Below are 21,112 nucleotides of genomic sequence, written 5' to 3' on the forward strand. Positions count from 1 at the left end.
CTCAGGCGGGGTCGACCTGTGACGGGCTCGGCCGGTCTCCGTTCGGGGAGCCGCCCTGCGACCCGCTCCGGAGGCCGTTCTGCGACTCGCTTCGGGACCCGTCCCAGGAGCCGGGTGGTGAGCCGTGCGAGCCGTTCGGGGACATCGCCGCGGCGGCCTTCGACATGATACGCGTCATGGTCGCCAGTTCCTCGGGGGTCAGCTGGTCGATCAGGAAGGCGCGGACGACGGCCACATGGCCGGGCGCGGTCTTCTCAAGGCAGCGCACTCCCTCGTCGGTGAGCACCGCGAGCACGCCCCGTTCGTCGGAGGGGCAGTCCATCCGCTCGACCAGCCCTCGTTTCTCGAGCTGCCCTATCTGGTAGGTCAGCCCGCTCTTCGAGACGACCAGCCTGCGGGCGAGGTCGCTCATGCGCAGCCGCCGCTGCGGCGCGATCGAGAGCTTGGCGAGAATCTCGTAGTGGGGATGGGTAAGTCCAGAGTCGGCCTTCAATTGCTCCTCGATGCGCCGCTCCAGCAGGTGCGTCGCCCTGAGGTAGGCCATCCAGGCATCCAGTTCACCTTCACTCAACCATCTCGTGTCCGCCACTTTTCCAGTGTATGGGTTGTTCGAATTTGAACCAGGGGGTTAAGGTGGTGGTTCAAATTCGAACGACCATGGGGAGTCCTCATGCTTTGGCTTGAGCGTGCGAGGCCGATCGCGCTGCTGCTGGCGCGGATCGGCGTCGGAGTGATCTTCGTCGTCCACGGCTGGCAGAAGTTCGCCACCATGGGCCTGAGCGGCACGACGGCCTTCTTCGAGCAGATCGGCGTACCGCTGCCGGGCCTGGCGGCACCGGCGGTCGCCGTGATCGAGCTGGTCGGCGGCATCGCGCTCATCCTCGGCGCCGCCCTGCCGATCGCCGCGATCCTGCTCGTCCTGGACATGCTCGGGGCGATCGTCTTCGTCCACGGCGCCAACGGCTTCGACGCCGCCAAGGGGGGCTACGAGTTCGTCCTGGCCCTGATCTGCGCCCTGCTCGCCATCGCCTTCAGCGGTGGCGGCGCGCTCGCCCTCGACGACCTCTGGCAGCGGCGCCGTACGGCCGGCGTCTCCTGACGGCCCGCCGAACCGGGATGTCACCTCCGGCTCCATGGATCGCCGGTCCGGTGCGGGCGACAATCGGCACCACGACCGGGGACGACCGAGGAGCCGGGGGGCGAAGTGGGATGGCTGCGGCGGGTCGCCGGCGACCTCAGGAAGCGGCGGAACATCGACGCCCACGCCCTGACCGTCGTCGCCGTCCTCTACGCCCTGGTTTCGCTCTTCAGCGACAGGCTGGACGACGACTTCAGGTGGGCGGTGCTGCTGTCGGGACTCGGCCTGCTGATCTACCGCTCGCTTCCCGATGAGACCCCCGAGATGGCCGAGGGCGTCCTGTACGACCGGTCGGTCTACGACACGGTCCCGGCGGCGTCGTTGTTCGCCGGGGTGCGCGACGTCCGGGTCTTCGCCCCCTCGGCCGTCAACCTGCTGTCGGCGCAGACCTGCGAGATCCTGCGCAACAGCGTGCTGCGGCGCGAGAACGGCAGGGTCAGGATCGTCGTCCTCGACCCCCGCGAGGAGGCGTCGGTCAGACAGGCGTCAAGGCAGCTCGACGAGTCGGTAGAGTTCCCCGTCCAGCGACTGCCCGCCGCGCTGGAGACCACGATGGAACGGCTGCGGCTGATGAGCCGCTGGAAGACCGCGGGGGCCTTCGACTACCGCCTGCTGTCCTACAGCCCCGGCTTCAGCCTCGTGCTCCTCGACCCGGACACCCCGGCGGGCCGGGTGATCGTGGAGATCCACGGCTTCCACAACCTCTCGACCTCCTCCCGCATGCACCTGGAACTGACCCGCGGGCGCGACGAGCGCTGGTACGGATACTGGGTCGAGCAGTTCGACCACATCTGGAACGCGGCCCGGCACGACGTCCTCCCGGTCCCCGTTCTCCCCGCCGAGACGGCGGAGGCCGGGGAGCGAGCCCTGCAGAACCCGGCGCCGGGCGTCAGGCGGACCTGAGCAGGAGCTGTCCTGCCTGCCCGCGCAGGTGCGGCGGAAGCCCGGGATCGCCCGCCTCCAGCGCGCGGACGGCCAGATCCGCCGCGACCCCCGTCCTGCCGAGCAGCGCGTTGACCCGCGCGGCCCGCAGCAGCACCGGCCCGTTGCGCGGTTCCGCGCCCGTGGCGTCCAGGATCTCCTGCTCGGCGGCGTCGAGCCGCTGCGCCTGGGCGAGGGCCAGAGCCCTGGCCGCGACCGTGCCGGCCCGCTGATGGTGCCGCACCCGGTTCAGGTCACGCAACGCCTCATCGGACCTGCCCAGATCGGCGAGGATCTCACCGCGCAACGCCAGCGCCTCGACCGGCGGCTCCCCGGCGAGGTTCACCGCTCCGTTGAGCATCGCGAGGGCGGCGAGCGGCTGCCCGAGCCACCACAGGGCCTGCCCCAGCGCCGACTGGACGAACATGTCGTTCGGGGCCCACGACAGGGCGGACTTGAGCACGTCGACGGCCTCGGCGTACTCACCCTGCGCCATGCTGAGCCGCCCGTCGGCGGTCAGCGCCCGCGCCACCCCGTCGAAGCGCTGGAGCACCGCGAACGTCTCAGCGGCCTCCCTGAGATGCGCGCGGGCGGTCTCCACCTCGCCCCGGGCGGCGGCGACCTCCCCCAGGATGGCCTTCACCTCGGCCCGCACCCACACCTCGTCGAACTCCGCGACACGGGCCGCCTCCTGGGCGAGCCTCCCCGCGCTCTCCCAGCTCTGCCTCGCCAGCAGCTCCCGCGCGTCCCTGAGGTAGGAGGCGGGGCGTTCCGGTCCGCGGACGGAGCTGATGAGACGATCGTGCTGCAGTTCGTACCAGCGGATTCCCAGCCGGTGCTCGGCCTTCAGGACATGACGGTCCTCCAGGGCCCTGGCGACGGCGTTGGGCATGCCCGCGGTCTCCTGAAGGCCCTCGTAGACCGTGTTGCGGGTGCCGTGCTCGGTGACGAAGGCGTTGCGCAGCCAGTATCCGAGCTCCGCGGGGGGCACGTCGTGCTCGGCGGCGACGGCGTCGAGAGCCGTCCTGCAGAACCCGGTGAGGAACCGGTCGACGTTCACGTGCAGGTTCACGTGCTCGGAGGTGATCTCGCGCAGGGAGGGGGGCAGGGACTCCCACAGCGCGGAGCAGACGACCTGGAGCTGGACCGGCTCTATGGACTTCAGGGTCAGCGTGGTCCGGTCCCCCTCGTCGTTGGCGATCACGGTCGTCTGGAGGTCGTTGACCAGCAGTTCGGCCGCGCCCCTGGCGAAGAACCGTCCTGTGCCCTCGATCGGCTTCGTCACGGCGTCCAGGGCCGCGGCGGGGGTGAAGGGCAGCAGGTGGAAACGCGCCCGCGATCCCCGGCCCAGCGGGCGTTCGTACGGAAGCACGGCGGCCAGGTGCTCCTCGCGCAGCGACAGCAGCAGGTGGAGTCCGGGATGTTCGTCCACGGCCTGGACCAGCTGGGCGAGCAGGGCGCCGCGGTCCTCCTCCCCGCGAAGCGGGCCGCCGAACAGCTCCTCGGCCTGGTCGACGGCCGCCAGGGTCGGTACGGGGTCACCGTACCGGTCGGTCCGCTCGGGGCGCCTGGCGAGGAACTCGGAGACCGTCAGCCCGGCGAGCACCGACAACGGTTCGTCCGGCGCCCACGCGGACAGCAGCGCCAGGACGTACGGGTTGGCCGTCCCCCTGGGGGAGAGCCCGCGCGGGGAGACCCGGGCGATGGGCAGCACGTCCGCCCGCTCGGTCTCGATGCGGGACAGCACCCCGGCGTGCAGCAGGGAGGTCTTGCCGACCCCCGACGCTCCGAACAGCACGGTCAGCCCGGCGGCCTGCCAGATGGTCGCGACCTCACGGGTCTCCCGTTCGCGTGCGAAGAAACGCGCGTGGTCGGCCCGCAGATAGGGACGCAGCCCCACGTAGGGCTGGACGGGTTCGCTTCTCACCTGCGCCGGGTCCGTCATGGCGCCCGTCCGTTCTTGTCTCCGCCGGGGCCGTTGGGGAGCTCCGGCGCGGTGGCCAGGAAGATCGAGCCGTACGGTCGTTCGGGATGGAGCGGCTTTTCGCACGATAAGGCGGACGAGAAGAACGGGCCAGTCGCCGGGGGGATCGGTTCCGGTCTCCTCCGTCGGCGGGAGAGGCGATCGCCGCCGGCCGGGTTCGGAAAGCCCGGCCTCACGGCCGCCGGGCGCATTTCCCGGCCGGATGGAACGGCGTTATATGGCCGACTGGAAACCGGCGACCGGACCGGTTTCCTCGGTGTCGAGCAGTCGCCGCAAGGCCTGGCTGAGGCGAGAGTCGTCGACCCGGTCGAGGTCGGCGAGGTTCAAAGAGGTGACGTCAATCAGGCCGTTGCTGAAATCTGTGGCCTTTTCGCTCATCTGGACTCCTGGCGCTTGGAGGCGAGGCCGGCGTCCGTGCCGTTTTCCGCCCGCTCGGCTTACCCGGTCATCCTTCCATGTCCGGCCGGGGGCTCCTAACATCGGGGGACCGGCGACCCGCGCTCACCAAAGAAGTCGGGCGATTTGCTCCCTAAAACATATTTAGCGGCATTGAAACGGGAGTCTGGCCTCTTTGTATGGGTGCGCGCCGTGTTCGGAAGTCTAAACTCATCTCGGATCGGGCGAGTGGAGGCGGTCGCGTGTCCGTTGCACAATCGTCGGAGGGTTCCCGGACACCGGGACGCCAGCCCCAGGTCTGGGGCAAGGTGCCGCAGCAGAACAAGAACTTCACCGGCCGGGAGAGCCTGCTCGAAAGACTGCACGAGTCGGTCACGTCCGACGTCACCGCGGTCGTCCCCCACGCCCTGCACGGCTTCGGCGGAGTGGGCAAGACACACGTGGCCATCGAGTACGCCTGGCGCTTCCGCCACGAGTACGACGTGGTCTGGTGGATTCCGGCGGACCAGCCCATACTGGTGCGCTCCTCGCTGGCCGGTCTCGCGCCGCACCTCGGGCTGCCGTCCCTGACCACGACCGGGATCGAGGACGCGTTCACCGCCGTGCTCGACGCTCTGCGCAGGGGCAGGCCGTACTCCAAGTGGCTGCTCATCTTCGACAACGCCGAGCAGCCGGAGGAGATCAACGAGATCGTGCCCCGAGGGCCGGGGCACGTGCTGATCACCTCGCGCAACCATTCGTGGGGGAGCGTGGTCGAGACCCTGCCCGTCGACGTGTTCAGCAGGCAGGAGAGCGTCGAGTTCCTCGGCAAGCGGCTGCCGGGGAAGGTCGGCGCCGAGGAGACGGAGCGGCTGGCCGAGGAACTGGGTGACCTGCCGCTGGCCCTCGAACAGGCGGGGGCGTTGCAGGCGGAGACCGGGATGTCGGTCGACGAGTACTTCCGGCTGCTCCGTGAGCAGACGACCCAGTTGCTCGACGCCAACAAACCCTCGGACTACCCGCTGTCCATGACGGCGGCGTGGTCGCTGTCGGTCTCGCAGCTCCAGGCGAAACTGCCCGAGGCGGTCGAACTGCTGCGATGCTGCGCCTTCTTCGGCCCCGAGCCCATCCCCAGGGACGTGTTCAAGGGACTGCCGGAGGACCTCGCCTCCGACTCCAAGCTCGGCGCGCTCCTGGCCAACCCGATCCTGCTGAGCAAGGCGATCAGGGAGCTCGGCCGCTACGCCCTGGCGCGCATCGACTCGGACGCGCGGACCATCCAGGTCCACCGGCTGGTCCAGGCGCTGCTGCGCGACGGCCTCGACCCCCGGGAGCACCCCGCCTACCGCGACGAGGCGCACCTGCTTCTGGCGGCGGCGGCGCCGGGCCTTCCCGACGACAACGCCCTGTGGCAGGGATACTCCCAGCTGCTGGGGCACGTGACGCCCGCCGACGTGGAGAGCAGCAGAAAGCCCGGCATCCGCGGTTTCGCCCTCGACATGGTGCGCTACCTCTACTCCTCGGGGAGCTACCAGTCGGCCAGCGACCTGGTCGGCCGCCTCATCGAGAGGTGGCGGGCCGACAGCGGTCCCGACGACCAGTACGTGCTCTCCGCACAGCGGCACTTCGGCATCGTCCTGCGCGAGCTCGGCGACTACCGCGCCTCCTACGAGCTCAACCGCAGGACCCTCGACCGCATGCGGACGATCCTCGGCGAGCAGCACGAGGAGACCCTCCTGCTCACCAACAGTCACGGCGGCGACCTGCGGACCCGGGGGGACTTCGCCGCCGCGCTCAGGCACGACGAGGAGTCCTGGCGCCAGCACGAGATCGTCTTCGGTCCTCGGCACCGCCGGACCCTGCGGGCGATGAACAACCTCTCCATCGACTATCTCCTGCTGGGCAACTACGTCGAGGCGCGCAAACTCCAGGAGAACGCCTACAGATTGCAGAGCCTGGCCAACTCGGACGCCAGCACCTCCAACGTGCTGTCCTCCTGGAACGGCCTCGCCCGTGTCGTCAGGCTCAGCGGGAACTACTCGGAGGCCTGCGACCTCGGTCAGGACGCCTACGAGTTCGGCGTCCAGGAACTGGGCGGCGACCACCCCTGGACCCTGCGGACGGCCAAGGACCTGTCCATCGCCAAACGCAGGGCGGGGCTCACCGACGAGGCCCTGGAGATCGCCCAGCGGACCTTCGAGCGCGAGGAGCGCACCTTCGGCAGGGACCATCCCGACACCCTCGCGGCGGCGCTGTGCCTGGCCAACGCGCAGCGCGCGACGGGGGAGGTCACCGCGGCGCTCGAACTGCTGCGGGACACCGCCGACCGCTACCCCCGCATCTACGGCGGCGACCATCCCTTCAAGTACGGCTGCGACATGAACCTCGCGCTGCTGATACGCGTCAACGGGGACGTCGACGAGGCCGCGGAACTCGACCGCAGATCACTGGCGGGCTTCGACGCGAGACTCGGCAGGGAGCACCACTACTCGCTCACCTGCGCCATCAACCTGGCCAGCGACCTGGCCGCCCAGGGCGACACGCACACCGCGAGAGAGCTGGGCGGACGGACGCTGGAGCAGCTGCGGGCGCTGCTGGGCACCGACCATCCGCTGACCCTGGCCTGCGCCATCAACCTGATCGCGGACCTGCGCGCCGAGGGCGAGCAGGAATGGGCCGACATCCTGGCGGTCGACACCTTCGAGCGCTACCAGCGTGTGCTGACCAACGAGCATCCCGACGTGAAGGTGGCGATGCGCGGTGAGCGGCTCGACTTCGACTTCGACCCGCCCGCGCTGTGACTCACGTGCCCGGGGGAGGGGGCACGGGGGAGATGTCCGCCCGCCCGTTGTTCCTGAGCCAGCGCGCGCGGTGGCGGCTCGCGCGCTCCTCACCGATCGCCCGCGCGCCCGCGGGGACCGGTTCGCCCGCCCAGTCGTCGAGCCGGTGCGCCATCTCGGTGACGAAGGTCCTGCCCGGGGCGGTCAGCCTTCCGCTGTCGATGAGGGTCCGCGCGACCATGGAGGCCGCCTCACGCCACCGGGAGAACTCGGCGTCCGCGTGCACCCGGGCCTGGCCCGTCTCCAGGTGCCGCTGACGCCGCCAGAAGTCGGTCACCCCCAGATAGGCGTAGGCGCCCTGGAGAAGACCGGGAACCGGGCGGGGGTCCTCACGCCAGGGGGCGTAGTAACGCGACCCGTCGTCGGGCATGGTCAGCGGGACGAGGTCGAGAAGGGCCGAGAGCTTGGCGTGCTGGGTCTCGTGCGCCAGGGTGACGGCCAGGGTCGAGGCGTCGGGCGGGGCCGACAGCGCGACGCAGCCGAAGGTCTCCCTGGAGGTCGAGCTCGACTGTCCCAGCGCCGGGGGCCGCAGAGGGGTCAGCACCGTTATGGCCGCGGCCACCTCCTCCGCGGTGGTCCGATGGTGACGGACCAGCAGGTCCCACGCCCTGTGCAGCGTCGACTGCCAGCGCCCCGCCTCGGCGTGGGTGAGGCGCTCGCCCATGTTCGTGGTCTCCGGCATGCGGTAGGGGTCGATGTCGTCGATGACGACGTTGATCGGGGTGCCGTCCGTCTCCGCGGACAACGCCCGCATCCCCCGCCAGCCGGGGGCGTCCTGCCGGGGGTCGGCGGGAATGCGGACGATCACCCCCTCCGCCGTGACCTCGGCGCACTCCGGATCGCACTGGACCGTCACGCAGGAGACGGTCGGCGACAGGACGGCCTGTCCCAGGGACGGCAGGGTGACCACCCCCTCGACCGCGGGGACGTCGATGTCGCAGGTCGTGCCGGAACGGATCGCGGCGACCGCGGCGAGCGCGGCGAGCCGGCCGGGCGCGGCCTCCGGAGCCCCGGCCTCAAGGGCCTTGATCGTACGCCGTGCCCAGGCGCCCACGGCCGGATGGCGGACGACGGCGTTGACGACGTCGGGGTGCGCGCGCTGGATCGTGGCCAGCAGGTCGTAGGCACGGCGGGTGGCGGCGGCCTCGGGATGACCGCACGCCCGCGCGGCCTCCAGCACCCCGCGCACGAGGAGGACGTGCTTGCTGTGCTGGGCCGCGGCCAGGCACGTGACAGCCGCGGTCCCGCCGCCGCCCCGGGCGAGCTCCGCGAACATCTCTCCCGGAATCCGGTGTTCACGCAGGTTCATCGTGCTCCTTCGTCTCGCGCTCTCTCGGCTGCGGCTCTCACCCGGGCCGCCAGGTCCTTCTCCACGGTCTTCCTGACGTGCCCGACGAGGTGGAGCAGGTCCGGGCAGTAGACCGACGGGTTGGCGAAGCCGCTGCCCGCGCGGTAGCGGTGCGCGTAGAGCCCGCCCCCGCACACCCCGCCCACCGGGCATTCACGGCATTCGGCGGCCAGCGCGAGGGCGCCGATCTGGCGGGCGGCGATCGCGGGCAGCGCGAGAGCGGCGTCGAAGGGGTCGCGGGTCACGTGCAGGCCCGTCTCGGGAGCACCCTGGTAGGCCGACTTGAGCAGGTCGGACTGTTCGACGCCGCCGTCGGTCTCCACGACCACCATCGCGACCGGGGACAGCCCCACCTGCTCGCTCGCGGAGGAGCCGCCGAGAAGCAGGTGGATGATCTCGCCGAACAGCCGGACGTCCGTGCGCCGGCGCGGCGTACCGTACCAGTGGTCGAACACCCGGATCAGCCAGTCGGCGTACGGTGTGCCGGGGGCGTCCGCCTCCCGGCCGGGCGGGGGCGCCGACCAGTTGCCGTGCGGAAGCAGGAAGTCGACGGCGGGCGGATCGAAGGCGGCGAGGGCCTCGTAGGCGCCGACCGGGTCGTTTCTGAGGTCGACGGTGCACAGCAGGCCGCCGAAGAGATGCCGGAAGTCCGGCGAGGTCAGCAGCCCGAGGGCCGTCATGACCGCCGCGTGGCTGCCCTGGCCGTTGGCGCGGCGGCGGCTGCGGTCGTGCATCGCCTCGTCGCCGTCGAGGCTCACCCCGACCCGGACCCCCAGCTCGTCGAAGAGCCTGAGATAGCGAAGGTCGAGCAGGGTGGCGTTGGACTGGAGGCTGACCTTCAGGCGGGTGCCGTGACCCGTCTCCGCGCGGACGCGGGTCACGATCTCGCGGATCGGCTCCGGACCGGCGAGCAGCGGTTCGCCGCCGTGCAGGACGAGTTCGACGGAGTCGAGGTCGTGGGCGCGGGCGTGCTCGCCGATTCTCGCCGCGGTGGCGGCGAGAATCTCGGCTGACATGACTTTGGGACGGTCACGCCAGCTTGAATCCGCCATTTCGTACACATAGCAGTACTTGCATGCCAAATCACAACGGCTGTGAATCTTGACTACGAACTGGCGGAACGGAGTCGGCTGCCAGCCTCCGGCCGTCAGACCCTCGACATCCAGATTCGAAGGCCACTCGCGCACCGCTGATCAGCCTCCGCTTCGAGACCAGGTCGTGTGACGCCTCAGGAGGATTACAGCATAGGGGAAAAGTGCCCGGGGGCATTGAGGAGGGCGGGCCGAACGCCTGTACGGAAATTCGCGGCGTCCCGATCGGGACGTGAGCCGCTGTTCGGGATGAAGTTTCCGGTGGGGGCGGAGTTGGCATCGGTAAGTATGTTGTACGGATATACAGGATATTTCGTAAAATAGAGTGATTTTCGGGCGCCGGGGCCCGTTCTCGGGAAGCGGGCCCCGCGTGCCGCAAGGCCACGGAGGCGGATCCCTCTCCCCGCGGTGAGGTGTCCTCCTCCCGGGGAAAGCGCCGTCGGCGCCGGAGGTTGATTTACGGGATGGGGTATTACAGAATCGCGTAAGCCACTAAAAGGTGCAGGCTCCCTTGAATAGCGTCATGGTGTTCTTTTGGTTGACCGAAATCTGAATGTGAGGCGCGATGGGGCGTGAAGATCATATATTCACGGCGTTGAGAAGAGGCCGATCGCTCCCCAGGTTCCGTGCCTCGTTGACCGAACACCGGGAAAACGCGAAAACGCCGGGGCCGCGATACGGGGAAGAGGCGTGAGGTGAACCCCTCCCTCGCCCCCGGACGTTCACGTCGGTCGAGAAGGCGGGCGCGGCCGCGTTCCGCCCCTCCCCTACGGCAAGGCGGCGCGCTCCACGGGTGGAGGGGCGCCGTACCCGCGGAAACGTGCCGCCGGGGAGCCGTTTCCGCGGGAATCCCGGTCTCCGAGGTGGTGCCCTAGGTGCACGACATGGGGGAGGCCGAGTGGGAACGCCTGCTCGACCAGCTGAAGCACGGGGACTGCACACCGTTTCTCGGGTCGGGCGCCTGCGCCGGTGTCCTTCCCACGGGGACGGCGCTCAGCCGGAACATGGCACGCCGGTGGGATTATCCATTCGACAACGACTACGACCTTCCCCGGGTCGCGCAGTTCGCGGCCATGCGTTACGGCGACCCCGTGTACGTCAAACGGCTGGTCTGCCAGGAACTGGACGCCGGGGCGGTACCCGATTTCCTCGATCCGCTGGAACCGCACAGCCTGCTGGCGAGTTTTCCGCTGCCGGTTTATCTGACGACCAACTACGACGACTTCATCTTCCGGTCGCTTGAGGCGGCGGGGAAAAGCCCCGACGTCGCGGTGTGCGCCTGGAACGACGGGCTCGCCTACGCCAAGGACCTCTTCGCAGGGGACGGGAGCGGTCCCCGGCCTGACAGGCCGCTCGTCTACCACCTGCACGGCAGGCTGGGGGACCCGGCCTCGATCGTGCTGGTGGAGGACGACTACCTGGAGTTCGTCGCCAACCTGGCGCTGGACAGCGCGGCCGACGGGCAGCGGATGCTGCCCACCTCGATCCTGGAGGCACTGACCAGGAGGCCCATCCTCTTCATGGGGTACAGCCTGCAGGACTGGACCTTCCGCTTCCTGTTCCACAGCCTGGTGAAGGCCGTGCCCGGCATCAACCGCCGCAGACACGTGAGCGTGCAGCTCGCGCCGTCCCCCGCCGGCGCGAGGGCGGACATCCTGCAGATCCAGCGGGACGTGGCCCGTTACTACGAGGACTGGCGGATATCCATCTTCTGGGGGACGGCCAGGGATTTCTGCCGCGAGCTGCGACGGCGGATGGGGCCGGTCCCGTGAACCCGGTGGGCGGCGACCGCCGCCCACCGTCCGCCTCCTCAGGACGGCAGCTGGGCGTCCAGGCGGTAGCCGTCGACCGTGACGTACACCTGGTCCCCGGGGCGCGCGTTCAGGCGCATCAGTACCGGCTGCAGGGAGTCGAAGACGGGGTGGTCCCGCCACACCAGCACCACCGCGTTGTCACCGGGGCCGGTGACCGAGAGCAGGGTGCCGGGACGCATGCCGAGCTGGGTGGCGTACCCCTCGGGCACCGCGACCGGGGCGCCGCGCAGGTGCTCGCTGGTCACCTCTATCCGCTGCCAGCGGCTCGGGTCGGTGGCAGGGCTGGTCGGCGGGTGGAGCGGGGCGCGCTGGCTGGTGATGAGGTGGGGCCTGGTGTTGCCGGACAGGGCCGACAGCGTGGCCAGGGCCGCGCGGGGGTCGATGGCGTTGGCGTTCACCTGCGGGATCGGCTGGCCGCCCCGGTGGTGGTGGTGTCCGTTGGCTCCGGGGGTACGGCGGGGCAACTGCCTGTTGCCGGGCTCGGCGGCGGCCTCGGGGACGGCCGCGCCCCGTTCCGCGCTGGCGGCCAGGGCGTCGAGCCAGGCCTGCGCGGAGTGGGTGCGGATGCCGAGCCGCTGCTCCATCAGAGAGACCGTCTCGGAGTCGGCCGGTTTGCCGCCCATGAGCTGCCGGGTGCGGTCCCGCAGACCGCCCAGGTCGCCGACGACGAGCCAGCCGTCCTGGAGCCGCCGGTCGGGCATGAGGGTGACCAGCACCCGCCACAGCGGGGTGCGCAGTGTGGGCACCTCGATGGGATGAGCCGGGTCGGCGCCGATGAGCTGCTCCTGGGTGGCGGCGGCGCCGAGCCACTCGGTGAGCCCGAACATGTGGCCGGTGAGCGGGGCCGACTCCGAGGAGCGCAGCCACAGCAGGATGCGTTCCTCGGCGGCGCGCTGGGCGACCGACAGCGCGCCGAGGTCGGCGTTGAGCTTGTGGGCGAGGGCACGCAGGCTGATCGGGTCGACGGCGAACAGGCGGTCGACGGCGACCGCGCGTTCGAGCGGGCCCCAGTCGCGGAACATGTTGTCCACCAGGCCGACCAGCGGGTAGTCGCTGAGCCTGACCTGAGGCTCGGGCGCGGGGGCCTGCTGGGGTACGGCGGGTGCCTGCGGCTCCTGCTGCTCGGCCTGTGCGGGCGCCCCTGCCGGTGCCGCTGCGGGGGCCGCCGTGGGTGCCTCCGCAGCGGGCCGTTCCGCCTGCGCGGGCGCCTCGGTGGCCGGGGGGACGGCGATCCCGGGGATCTGGCTGAGCACCTCACGGAAGACCGCGGTCATCACGATCTCCGGGGTGGTGGGCAGGGAGGAGCCGCCCAGGTCTCCGGCGGTCAGGCGGCGCAGCCTCGACCAGCCGCCGAGGCCGGTGATCGCCGCGCGGGCGGGTTCCGGCCAGCCGGGCAGCGTGGGATCGACGGTGTGCACGTGCAGGGCCGGCAGGACGTCGCTCAGGGGGAGGTGGTCCCATCTGGACATCGAGAGACGGGCCAGCCGGTCGCAGACCCAGTCGAGTCCGGCCGAGTTCAGGGCCTTGGGCAGGGTGACCGAGGACCACCATCCCGCGGGCAGGCGGGGATCGGCCAGGGCTTCGGCGACCTGCTGTGCTCTGCTCCAGCGCAGGGCCGGGACCAGATCGCTCAGGCAGATCGATGACTCGGCATCCATCGGCGGACCGCAACCTCCCCAAAGTGACACATGTGGCTAATGGTGCAGCCTACGCCGCAAGCTATCAATTAGCATGAGAGTGGGTAAAGCCGGTGGACGCCAAACCAGACGTGAGAATACGCGGCCGACCGCCGACCGCTGTCACGGCCTCGGCTCCGGCGCGGCGTCCCGCGTCCAGCGCGGCCTCGTCGTCGTCCCCTCTCAGGAGGGCGGTCAGCAGACCGGCGGCGAACGCGTCACCCGCTCCCGTCGAGTCAACCACTTCCGCGGTGAGTCCGGGAAGCCGTGCGGTCAACTTTCCTTTCCGCGCCAGCAACGCCCCGCCGGGGCCCAGCTTGACCGCCGCGGCGCCGTAGCGCAGGCTCAGCCGGCCCGCGGCGCTCTCCGGGTCGTCCGCGCCGGTCAGCAGCCGCGCCTCGTCCAGGTTCGGGATGACCAGCTGGGCGGCCGAGGTCTCCCTGACGAACCGCTCGGGACCGAAGGAGCGCAGGAACCCGGTGGAGGCCGGGTCCACGCTGATCGACACGCCGTTCCGCACGGCCTGCTCCAGGGCGAGCCTGGACAGCTGCAGGCCCGGTTCGGCGAACAGGGTGTAGCCGGACAGGTGCAGGTGACCGACCCCGTCGAGCAGGTCCTCCTCCCAGTCGTCGGCGCAGATGTGCCCGCCGGCGCCCCGGTTGGTGAGCATGGACCGCTCACCCGTCGGATCGACCATGGCGATGACCACGGCGGTCGGGCGCTCGGGGTCGACGCGCAGGTGCGTCCTGACCCCGCCGCGGCGCAGTTCCGCGGCGTGCCACTCCCCGGTGTCGTACCCGACCCTGGTCAGGATCCGCGCGTCCGCGCCCAGGTGGGCGGCCCAGGAGGCGGTGTTGGCCCCAGAGCCCCCCGGGCGCAGCACGATGTCGGCGGCGGTGTCCGTGCCGACGGCCAGTCCGGAGAGCGCCGGACCCTCGTGCAGCGCGACGACGTCGGTGACGACGTCACCTATGACCAGCAGACCCGATCCGGCCACGATCGCCTCAGTTTCCCCGGCTCCAGGCCGCCGCGATCCGTCCCGCGAGGCGGACGTTGCCGCGCACCGCGGCCAGGTTCGCCTCGAGCGAGGCGCCGTCCGTCCCCTTGACCAGGTACTCCAGCAGGAACGGGGTGATGGCCTGGCCGGTCACCCCGCGCTGCCGCGCCTCCGCGAGCGCCTCGGCCAGGACCCGGTCGTGCAGGGCCGGGTCGAGCTGCTCGTCCACCGGGACCGGGTTGGCCACGATCAGCGCGGACTCGGGCCCGTCGAGCGCGTCCTGGGCCCGCATGATCTCCGCGGCCTGCTCGGGCGTCTCGATGCGCCAGTCGACGGGCTGACCGGAGGTGTGCAGATAGAAGCCGGGGAACTCGCCGGTGCGGAAGCCCGCGACGCCGACGCCCCGGGTCTCCAGGCGCTGCAGGGTCGCCGGCACGTCCAGGATCGACTTCACGCCCGCGCAGACGACGGTGATCCGCGTACGGCTCAGCGTGTCGAGGTCGGCCGACTCGTCCTGGGTCTCGGTCCACTCACGGTGCACCCCGCCGAGCCCGCCGGTGGCGAAGACGCGGATGCCCGCCCTGGCGGCCAGGAAGGAGGTCGCCGAGACCGTCGTGGCGCCGCTTGAGCCGAGCGCGGCGGCGACCGCCAGGTCGCGGAAGCCGAGCTTGCGCAGGCCGGGCTCGGTGGCGATCCGCTTGAGGCCGTCCTCGTCCAGGCCGATCCGCGCCACGCCGTCGAGCACCGCGATCGTCGCGGGTACGGCCCCGGCCTCGCGGACGAGCCCCTCAAGTTCCCGCGCGACCTCCAGGTTGCGGGGCTGGGGCAGGCCGTGCGAGATGATCGTGGACTCCAGTGCCACGACCGGGGCGCCCTGCGCCAGTGCCTCGGCCACCTCGTCGGATGGGCGGAGCACGCTGTCGATGGGCTGCTCGGTGGTACGCATGAGCGGGTTCTGTCTCCTCGTCCTGCCTGGATGGCTGCTCGGTGGAACCGGGTAAAGAAGCTGCTTGTTCCAGAAAGAGCACGTTACGGGGGATATCGGATGGCGTCTACCGGGACATCAGCCGATGGCGAGGACGCCGATCAGTGAGATAGCGCCGATGACAGCGGTCGCCAGTCCGCCGAGGGCCAGGGAACGGCCACCGCGCGCCAGCGTCCTGAGATTCACCCCGGTCCCCAGCGCGAAGAGTGCCGCCGCCAGCGACAGCGCGGTCACCTGGGGGACGATCTCGACGACTCCGCCGGGTACGACTCCCAGGCTCCTGACCGCGGCCGCCGCCAGGAAACCCAGCACGAACAGCGGCACCGGCGGCGGGCGCCGTGTCCCGCTCCGGTCGCCGCTCCGATCACGGTCTCGGGCACGGTCCGGGCGGCGCAGGGTGAGGGAGGTGAGGGCGACGAGCGGGGCTAGCAGCGCGACCCTGGCCAGCTTGACCATGACCGCGCAGGCGAGCACCCCCGCCCCGGCGGTCGCGCCTATGGCCGCGACCTGGGCGACCTCGTGCACCGAGGCGCCCGCCCACAGGCCAAGCCGGTACGGCGAGAGCCCGGCGAGCCGCGCGAACACGGGCAGTACGACGAGGGCGGCGCTGCCGTACAGGACGACGACGCCGACCGCGCCGGCCACGTCGTCGTCGTCTCCGTCGGCCACCTCGCGCATGGCGGCGATCGCCGCGGCGCCGCAGACCGAGACGCCGGTGGCGATGAGCAGCGACCTGCGCGGGCTCACCCCCATTCGCGGGCCGATCCACCGGGTGAGGGCGAACGTGCAGACCGTCGAGACGGCGACCAGCGCCAGGGGCCGCCAGCCGAGCGCCAGTACCTCGGGCAGCGCGACCTGCAGCCCGAGCACCACGATCGCCAGGCGGAGCAGCCTGCGGGAGGCGAAGCGCAGTCCCGCGCCGAACACGGCGGGCGGTGTGGTGAGGTTGCCCAGCGCGACCCCGAGCACCACCGCGACCACGGCCGGGCTCACCCCGGGCAGCGCGCGGCCCGCCCACTGGGCGACGGCCACGGCGCACGCCGTCAGGGCCAGACCGGGCAGGAGACGCAGGATCGCCGTGACCTGGGGCGGGCCCGCGAGGAGTCCGGCCGGGGGCGGGCGGCGACGGGAGGCGGAGAGCGGGAGGAGGGACATGTTCCGAGTCTCAAACCGGACAGGGGTGGCCGGTAGCCGCGCTCTACCTGGAAGGTCATAGCCTAGGGCTATGAGTGACCTGCCCGATCTGGAGTCCCTGCGGCTGCTTGTCGACGTCGAACGCCTGGGCAGTCTCGGCCAGGCGGCGAGGGCGGTGGGCATCGCCCAGCCGTCGGCGAGCAAGCGGATCATGCTGCTTGAACGCCGCCTCGGGCTGCCCCTGCTCGAACGCACCCCGCGCGGCTCGACCCTCACCCCGCAGGGCGTGATGATCGCGGCCTGGGCGTCGCAGGTGCTGGCCGCCGCGGAGGAGCTCATGCGCGGCGCGCGGGCCGTACGGCACGGCAGGGAGGCCCACCTGCACATCGCGGCGAGCATGACCGTGGCCGAGTACCTCCTGCCGCGCTGGCTCGGGGAGCTGCAGACCCGCGAGCCCCAGGTGCAGGTCGGGCTGGACGTGCAGAACTCGGCCGAGGTGGCCAGGCTGATCGGCGCGGGCATCGAGCTGGGCTTCGTCGAGGGTCCCTCGGTTCCGCAGGGACTGGCCTTCAGGGTGGTCGCGACCGACCGGCTCGTCGTCGTGGTCGCGCCCGGTCACCCGTGGGCGCGCCGCCGTACGGCGCTGCTGGCGGCTGAGCTCGCGGCGACGCCGCTGGTCGTCCGCGAGCGGGGCTCGGGGACCAGGGAGACCCTGGATCGCGCGCTGGCCGGGCACGAGGTGGCCGCGCCCCGGCTCGAACTCGGCTCCAACGCCGCGGTCAAGGGGGCGGCCGGTGAGGGGGCCGCCCCGGCGGTGCTCAGCGGCTACGCCGTCGAGGGCGAGCTGGCCACCGGACGCCTGATCGAGGTCGTGACGAAGGGCATCGACCTCGAACGCCGGTTGCGCGCGATCTGGCGGCGGGGCCGTACGCCGACGGGGCCGGCGGCGACGCTGCTGAGGATCAGCCTGGCGACCGCACGGGAGTGAGCCTCGGGAGGGCGGCGTTCCCTTCGCCGTGGGACTCCGGGGGAGGGCGCCCCACCTTGGCATGGGAGCCGGAGCGCCGCGGGTGAACCGGCCGTCCCGCTCGGCGAACAAAACCATCTACCTGCTGAATTGGTTCCCTTATATAAATTCGCCGGACATTTATTGCCATTATGCACTTTCTGGTTTATGTCATACCTTGACGGCCATTGCCCCCGTCCCTACTTTCATGTGGTAAGTGGAGTGGCTCGGTCCGTGAGGAGTAAGCCTTATGACCCAGAGTTTTCCCATCCCCCGTACCTGTCCGTACGCGCCGCCGCTCGAGTACGCGCGCCTCCGGGAGGAGGGTCCGCTGGTCAGGGCGGAACTTCCCGGCGGTCGGGTCTGGCTCGTGACCCGGCACAGCGAGGCGCAGCAGGTTCTCATTGACCCCCGAATCAGCACTAATCCGACCAATCCGGGACATCCGATGGCCGCCCTGGTGATCGAATCCCCTTCCGAGGAGGAACTGCGCTTTCGGGAAAAGTATCAGCAGGGACATTTCGGTGATATGGATCCGCCCGGGCACACTGTCTACCGGCGGCTGCTGATCCCCGAGTTCACCGTCCGGCAGGTCAAGGAGATGCGCCCCGGCATTCAGGAGGACGTCGACCGGCTCATCGACGACATGCTCAAGCAGGGCTCCTCCGCCGACCTCGTCGAGGCGTTCGCGCTGGCCGTGCCGTCGCTGACGATCTGCAGGATGCTCGGGCTGCCCGAAGCGGGCGGCGACTTCTTCCGCGACCGGATGAACACGATGATCGCCGTCGGCAGCAGTTCGACGCAGGAGGCCGTCACGGCGGCCGCGGAGGTCTGGGAGTATCTCGACGTCCTGGTCACCAAGGCCGAGCGCGAGCCGGGGGACAACCTCGTCGGACGGCTCGTGACGGCCGCCCAGGAGAGTGAGGAGATCTCCCACGACGCCCTGGTCGGCATGACGATCCAGCTGCTCGTGGCGGGGCACGAGACCACGGCCAACATGATCTCGCTCGGTGTTCTGACGCTGCTGCGCAACCCCGGCCACCTCGCCGCGCTGCGCGACGACCCGGCGGGCTGGCCGACGGCGGTGGAGGAACTGCTGCGCTATCTCTCGATCGTGGACTGGGTGGGCTTCGACCGGGTCGCGACCGAGGACGTGGAGATCGGCGGCCAGGTCGTCAGGGCGGGTGAGGGCCTGTTCGTCCTGGGAGCCTCGGCCAACCGGGACGCCCGCGTCTTCGACCGGCCCGACGACCTCGACCTCCGGCGCGGCGCGCGCAACCACATGGCGTTCGGGTACGGCGTGCACCAGTGTCTCGGGCAGAACCTCGTCCGCGCCGAGCTGGAGATCGCCTACCGCACCCTCTTCGAACGGATCCCCGGCCTGCGCGTGGTGGGCGCCGACGACGATCTGCCGTTCAAGTACGCCGGTGCGATCTTCGGCGTCCGTGAGCTGCCGGTGGCGTGGTGAACGCGAGGATCGTCGTCGACAGGGAGCGCTGCGTCGGCGCGGGGCAGTGCGTGCTCGCCGCGCCGGAGGTCTTCGACTCCGGCGACGACGGTCTGGTCAGGCTGGTGGGCGACACCGAGACCGAGACCGGCACCGCCGTCGCCGACGGCATCCGCCACGCGGTGCGGCTCTGCCCGGCCAGGGCCCTCAGCCTGCGTGAGGACGGCTGAGGTCCTCATCCGTCTCTCATGAGAGCGGTCTACCGTTGGGGGCATGGGCGACGGTGAGACGGCGCGGGTGCTGGTCGTTGACGACGAGCCCGCGCTGAGGGAGGCGCTGCAGAGCAGCCTGGAGTTCGAGGGTTACCGGGTCGGCCTGGCCCAGGACGGTCAGGCCGCACTCGACGTCCTGCGGCGGGAGCCGTACGAGCTGGTCCTGCTCGACGTGATGATGCCGAGGCTGGACGGGCTGACCGCCTGCCGCAGGCTCAGGGCGGCGGGCAACCACGTGCCGGTGCTCATGCTCACCGCCCGCGACGCCGTCGGGGACCGGGTCTCCGGGCTGGACGCGGGGGCCGACGACTACCTGGTCAAGCCGTTCGAACTGGACGAGCTGCTGGCCAGGGTCAGGGCGCTGCTGCGGCGCGGGGCGCTGGCCGCCTCCGCCGCGCACGACGACGGTGACGACGCCGTGCTCGGCTACGGCGACCTGCGGATGGACACCGCCAGCCGGGAGGTGACCAGGGCGGGCGAACCGCTCGAACTGACCAGGACCGAGTACCTCCTGCTCGAACTGTTCATGCTCCACCCCCGCCAGGTGCTCACCCGCGACCAGATCCTCAGCCAGGTCTGGGGCTTCGACTTCGAACCCTCCTCCAACTCCCTCGACGTCTACGTCATGTACCTGCGCCGCAAGACCGAGAGCGCCGGGCTGCCCCGCGTGATCCACACCGTCCGCGGCGTCGGCTACGTGCTGCGGGCCTCCTGAGCCGCCGGTGGGAACATGAGAGGGAAACGCCGCTCCCTGCGCTCCAGGCTCACCCTGCTGGTGGCGACGGCGGTCGCGATCGCGATCGCGGTGTGCGCGGCCGTCTGCTGGTTCATCGTCAGGTCCGAGCTGCTCGACCAGATGGAACGCTCCCTGAAGGCCCCCAAGGGCCCTCAGGGCACCGAGTGGATCGAACGCAGCTGCGCGAGCCCTCCTCCCGAGCACCAGCCGCCCTTCCCCCGCTTCCAGCTCCTGCAGGCGATCGACACCGACGGCGAAGTGTGCGTCATCGGCTACACCGGGGTCCGGCTCGTGCCCGGCGACCAGGCCGTGGCGAAGGCGCCGGAGGGGACGCAGCGCTTCCGCGACGGCGTGACGGACGAGGGCGCCCCGGTCCTGGTGCTCGTCAGGAGCGTCGGCTCGGGGCTGGCGGTGATGGAGTCCCGGCCGCTGGCCGAGTTCCAGTCGACTCTCGCCACGCTCGCCTGGATACTGGCCGGGGTCGCCGCGCTCGGCGTGGTCGGCGCGGCCTCGGCCGGTCTGTTCGTCTCCCGTACGGCGCTGCGCCCGGTCGGCCGCCTCGCGGAGGCCGTCGAACACGTCGCCAGGACCGAGGACCTGCAGACCCGCCTCCCGGTCGAGGGAACCGACGAGATCGCCCGCCTCGGCGCCTCCTTCAACGCGATGACCACCGCCCTGGCCGCCTCCCGCGAGCGCCAGCGCAGGCTGGTCGCCGACGCCGGGCACGAGCTGCGCACGCCGCTCACCAGCCTGCGCACCAACATCGACCTGCTGCTGCGCAGCGAGAACGCCGGCCGCCCGCTTGAGGCCGCCCCGAAACGCAGGCTGCTGGCCGGTCTCAAGGCCCAGTTCGAGGAGATGTCCACGCTGGTCGGAGACCTGTTGCAGCTGTCGCGCTCGGAGAGCGAGCACGAACCGCACGTCGAGGTCGCCTTCCACGAGGTGGTCGAGACCGCCGTGCGCAGGGCCAGGCTGCGGGCCCAGGAGAGCCCGATCCGGGTCGAGCTCGAACCGTGGTACGTGCGGGGGGAGCGGGCCGCCCTGGAACGCGCCGTGGTCAACCTGCTCGACAACGCGGTGAAGTTCTCCGAGGGTCCGGTCCTGGTACGGCTCGCGGCGGGGGAGCTGTCCGTCAGGGACCACGGCCCCGGCATAGCGGGGGAGGACCTGCCCTACGTCTTCGACCGTTTCTGGCGCTCCTCGTCGGCCAGGAGCATGCCGGGCTCCGGGCTGGGACTGGCCATCGTGGCGCAGGCCGTACGGGACGCCGGGGGAGAGGTCGTCCTGGAGAACGCGGAGGGCGGCGGTGTCCTGGCCAGGGTACGGCTTCCCGGCTCTTAGGGATCGG

At 71.0% G+C, this 21,112-nt stretch carries 18 protein-coding genes; 9 read left to right on the forward strand and 9 right to left on the reverse strand.

The window, feature by feature from the left end; genetic code table 11:
* Position 1: 1 nt before the first annotated feature.
* Positions 2 to 589 carry a MarR family winged helix-turn-helix transcriptional regulator gene (locus tag ACFYY8_RS16335; RefSeq protein ID WP_390041413.1) on the reverse strand — a complete coding sequence of 196 codons (588 nt, stop codon included), beginning with the start codon at positions 587 to 589 and terminating at the stop codon, positions 2 to 4.
* A gap of 81 nt (positions 590 to 670) precedes the next feature.
* Here ACFYY8_RS16335 and ACFYY8_RS16340 point away from each other — a divergent pair, with 81 nt between their 5' ends.
* On the forward strand, positions 671 to 1,099 hold the full coding sequence (locus tag ACFYY8_RS16340; protein ID WP_390041415.1) for a DoxX family protein: 429 nt from the start codon (positions 671 to 673) through the stop codon (positions 1,097 to 1,099).
* 105 nt (positions 1,100 to 1,204) lie between these two features.
* Positions 1,205 to 2,041: a hypothetical protein gene (locus ACFYY8_RS16345; protein ID WP_390041417.1), complete on the forward strand. Its 837-nt coding sequence runs from the start codon at positions 1,205 to 1,207 to the stop codon at positions 2,039 to 2,041.
* Here the strand turns inward: ACFYY8_RS16345 and ACFYY8_RS16350 are convergent.
* Positions 2,028 to 3,986, reverse strand: coding sequence for a tetratricopeptide repeat protein (locus tag ACFYY8_RS16350; protein WP_390041419.1), 1,959 nt, complete (start codon positions 3,984 to 3,986; stop codon positions 2,028 to 2,030). The genes ACFYY8_RS16345 and ACFYY8_RS16350 overlap by 14 nt on opposite strands.
* A gap of 270 nt (positions 3,987 to 4,256) precedes the next feature.
* The gene (gene fxsA, locus ACFYY8_RS16355) at positions 4,257 to 4,421 is read right to left on the reverse strand and encodes an FxSxx-COOH cyclophane-containing RiPP peptide (RefSeq protein WP_352011547.1); all 165 of its coding nucleotides are present in this window, start codon (positions 4,419 to 4,421) and stop codon (positions 4,257 to 4,259) included.
* A gap of 260 nt (positions 4,422 to 4,681) precedes the next feature.
* Between fxsA and fxsT the strand changes: the two genes are divergently transcribed.
* On the forward strand, positions 4,682 to 7,219 hold the full coding sequence (gene fxsT / locus ACFYY8_RS16360; RefSeq protein WP_390041422.1) for an FxSxx-COOH system tetratricopeptide repeat protein: 2,538 nt from the start codon (positions 4,682 to 4,684) through the stop codon (positions 7,217 to 7,219).
* A gap of 1 nt (position 7,220) precedes the next feature.
* Here fxsT and ACFYY8_RS16365 read toward each other — a convergent pair whose 3' ends face one another.
* Both ACFYY8_RS16365 and ACFYY8_RS16370 read right to left on the reverse strand, forming a co-directional pair.
* Positions 7,221 to 8,567 carry an HEXXH motif domain-containing protein gene (locus ACFYY8_RS16365; RefSeq protein WP_390041424.1) on the reverse strand — a complete coding sequence of 449 codons (1,347 nt, stop codon included), beginning with the start codon at positions 8,565 to 8,567 and terminating at the stop codon, positions 7,221 to 7,223.
* On the reverse strand, positions 8,564 to 9,793 hold the full coding sequence (locus tag ACFYY8_RS16370; protein ID WP_390041426.1) for an FxsB family cyclophane-forming radical SAM/SPASM peptide maturase: 1,230 nt from the start codon (positions 9,791 to 9,793) through the stop codon (positions 8,564 to 8,566). Before ACFYY8_RS16370 ends, ACFYY8_RS16365 begins: the two co-directional genes overlap by 4 nt.
* Positions 9,794 to 10,581: 788 nt before the next feature.
* Here ACFYY8_RS16370 and ACFYY8_RS16375 point away from each other — a divergent pair.
* Entirely contained in the window at positions 10,582 to 11,469 is an 888-nt protein-coding gene (locus ACFYY8_RS16375; RefSeq protein ID WP_390041656.1) for an SIR2 family protein, read from the forward strand.
* Between the two features lie 38 nt (positions 11,470 to 11,507).
* On the opposite strand, the gene ACFYY8_RS16380 is transcribed toward ACFYY8_RS16375, so the two are convergent.
* From ACFYY8_RS16380 to ACFYY8_RS16395, 4 genes are all read right to left on the reverse strand, one after another.
* Positions 11,508 to 13,169, reverse strand: coding sequence for a hypothetical protein (locus ACFYY8_RS16380; protein ID WP_390041428.1), 1,662 nt, complete (start codon positions 13,167 to 13,169; stop codon positions 11,508 to 11,510).
* 64 nt (positions 13,170 to 13,233) lie between these two features.
* Entirely contained in the window at positions 13,234 to 14,184 is a 951-nt protein-coding gene (locus ACFYY8_RS16385; protein ID WP_390041430.1) for a carbohydrate kinase family protein, read from the reverse strand.
* Positions 14,185 to 14,191: 7 nt separating this feature from the next.
* Positions 14,192 to 15,130, reverse strand: coding sequence for a pseudouridine-5'-phosphate glycosidase (locus ACFYY8_RS16390; protein ID WP_390041432.1), 939 nt, complete (start codon positions 15,128 to 15,130; stop codon positions 14,192 to 14,194).
* A 117-nt stretch (positions 15,131 to 15,247) separates the two neighbouring features.
* Positions 15,248 to 16,324 (reverse strand): YeiH family protein, encoded by a 1,077-nt coding sequence (locus tag ACFYY8_RS16395; protein ID WP_390041434.1) that lies wholly within the window; start codon positions 16,322 to 16,324, stop codon positions 15,248 to 15,250.
* A gap of 70 nt (positions 16,325 to 16,394) precedes the next feature.
* Between ACFYY8_RS16395 and ACFYY8_RS16400 the strand changes: the two genes are divergently transcribed.
* From ACFYY8_RS16400 to ACFYY8_RS16420, 5 genes are all read left to right on the forward strand, one after another.
* Positions 16,395 to 17,291, forward strand: a complete 897-nt coding sequence (locus ACFYY8_RS16400; RefSeq protein ID WP_390041436.1) for a LysR family transcriptional regulator — start codon at positions 16,395 to 16,397, stop codon at positions 17,289 to 17,291.
* Positions 17,292 to 17,838: 547 nt separating this feature from the next.
* Positions 17,839 to 18,777: a cytochrome P450 gene (locus tag ACFYY8_RS16405; RefSeq protein ID WP_390041438.1), complete on the forward strand. Its 939-nt coding sequence runs from the start codon at positions 17,839 to 17,841 to the stop codon at positions 18,775 to 18,777.
* Positions 18,774 to 18,986 (forward strand): ferredoxin, encoded by a 213-nt coding sequence (locus ACFYY8_RS16410; protein WP_390041440.1) that lies wholly within the window; start codon positions 18,774 to 18,776, stop codon positions 18,984 to 18,986. Before ACFYY8_RS16405 ends, ACFYY8_RS16410 begins: the two co-directional genes overlap by 4 nt.
* Positions 18,987 to 19,029: 43 nt before the next feature.
* On the forward strand, positions 19,030 to 19,743 hold the full coding sequence (locus tag ACFYY8_RS16415) for a response regulator transcription factor (protein ID WP_390041442.1): 714 nt from the start codon (positions 19,030 to 19,032) through the stop codon (positions 19,741 to 19,743).
* 15 nt (positions 19,744 to 19,758) lie between these two features.
* Positions 19,759 to 21,105, forward strand: a complete 1,347-nt coding sequence (locus ACFYY8_RS16420) for a sensor histidine kinase (protein WP_390041444.1) — start codon at positions 19,759 to 19,761, stop codon at positions 21,103 to 21,105.
* The last annotated feature ends 7 nt before the right edge of the window (positions 21,106 to 21,112 follow it).

The sequence above is a fragment of the Streptosporangium sp. NPDC001559 genome, assembly GCF_042893955.1.
Classification (GTDB): domain Bacteria; phylum Actinomycetota; class Actinomycetes; order Streptosporangiales; family Streptosporangiaceae; genus Streptosporangium.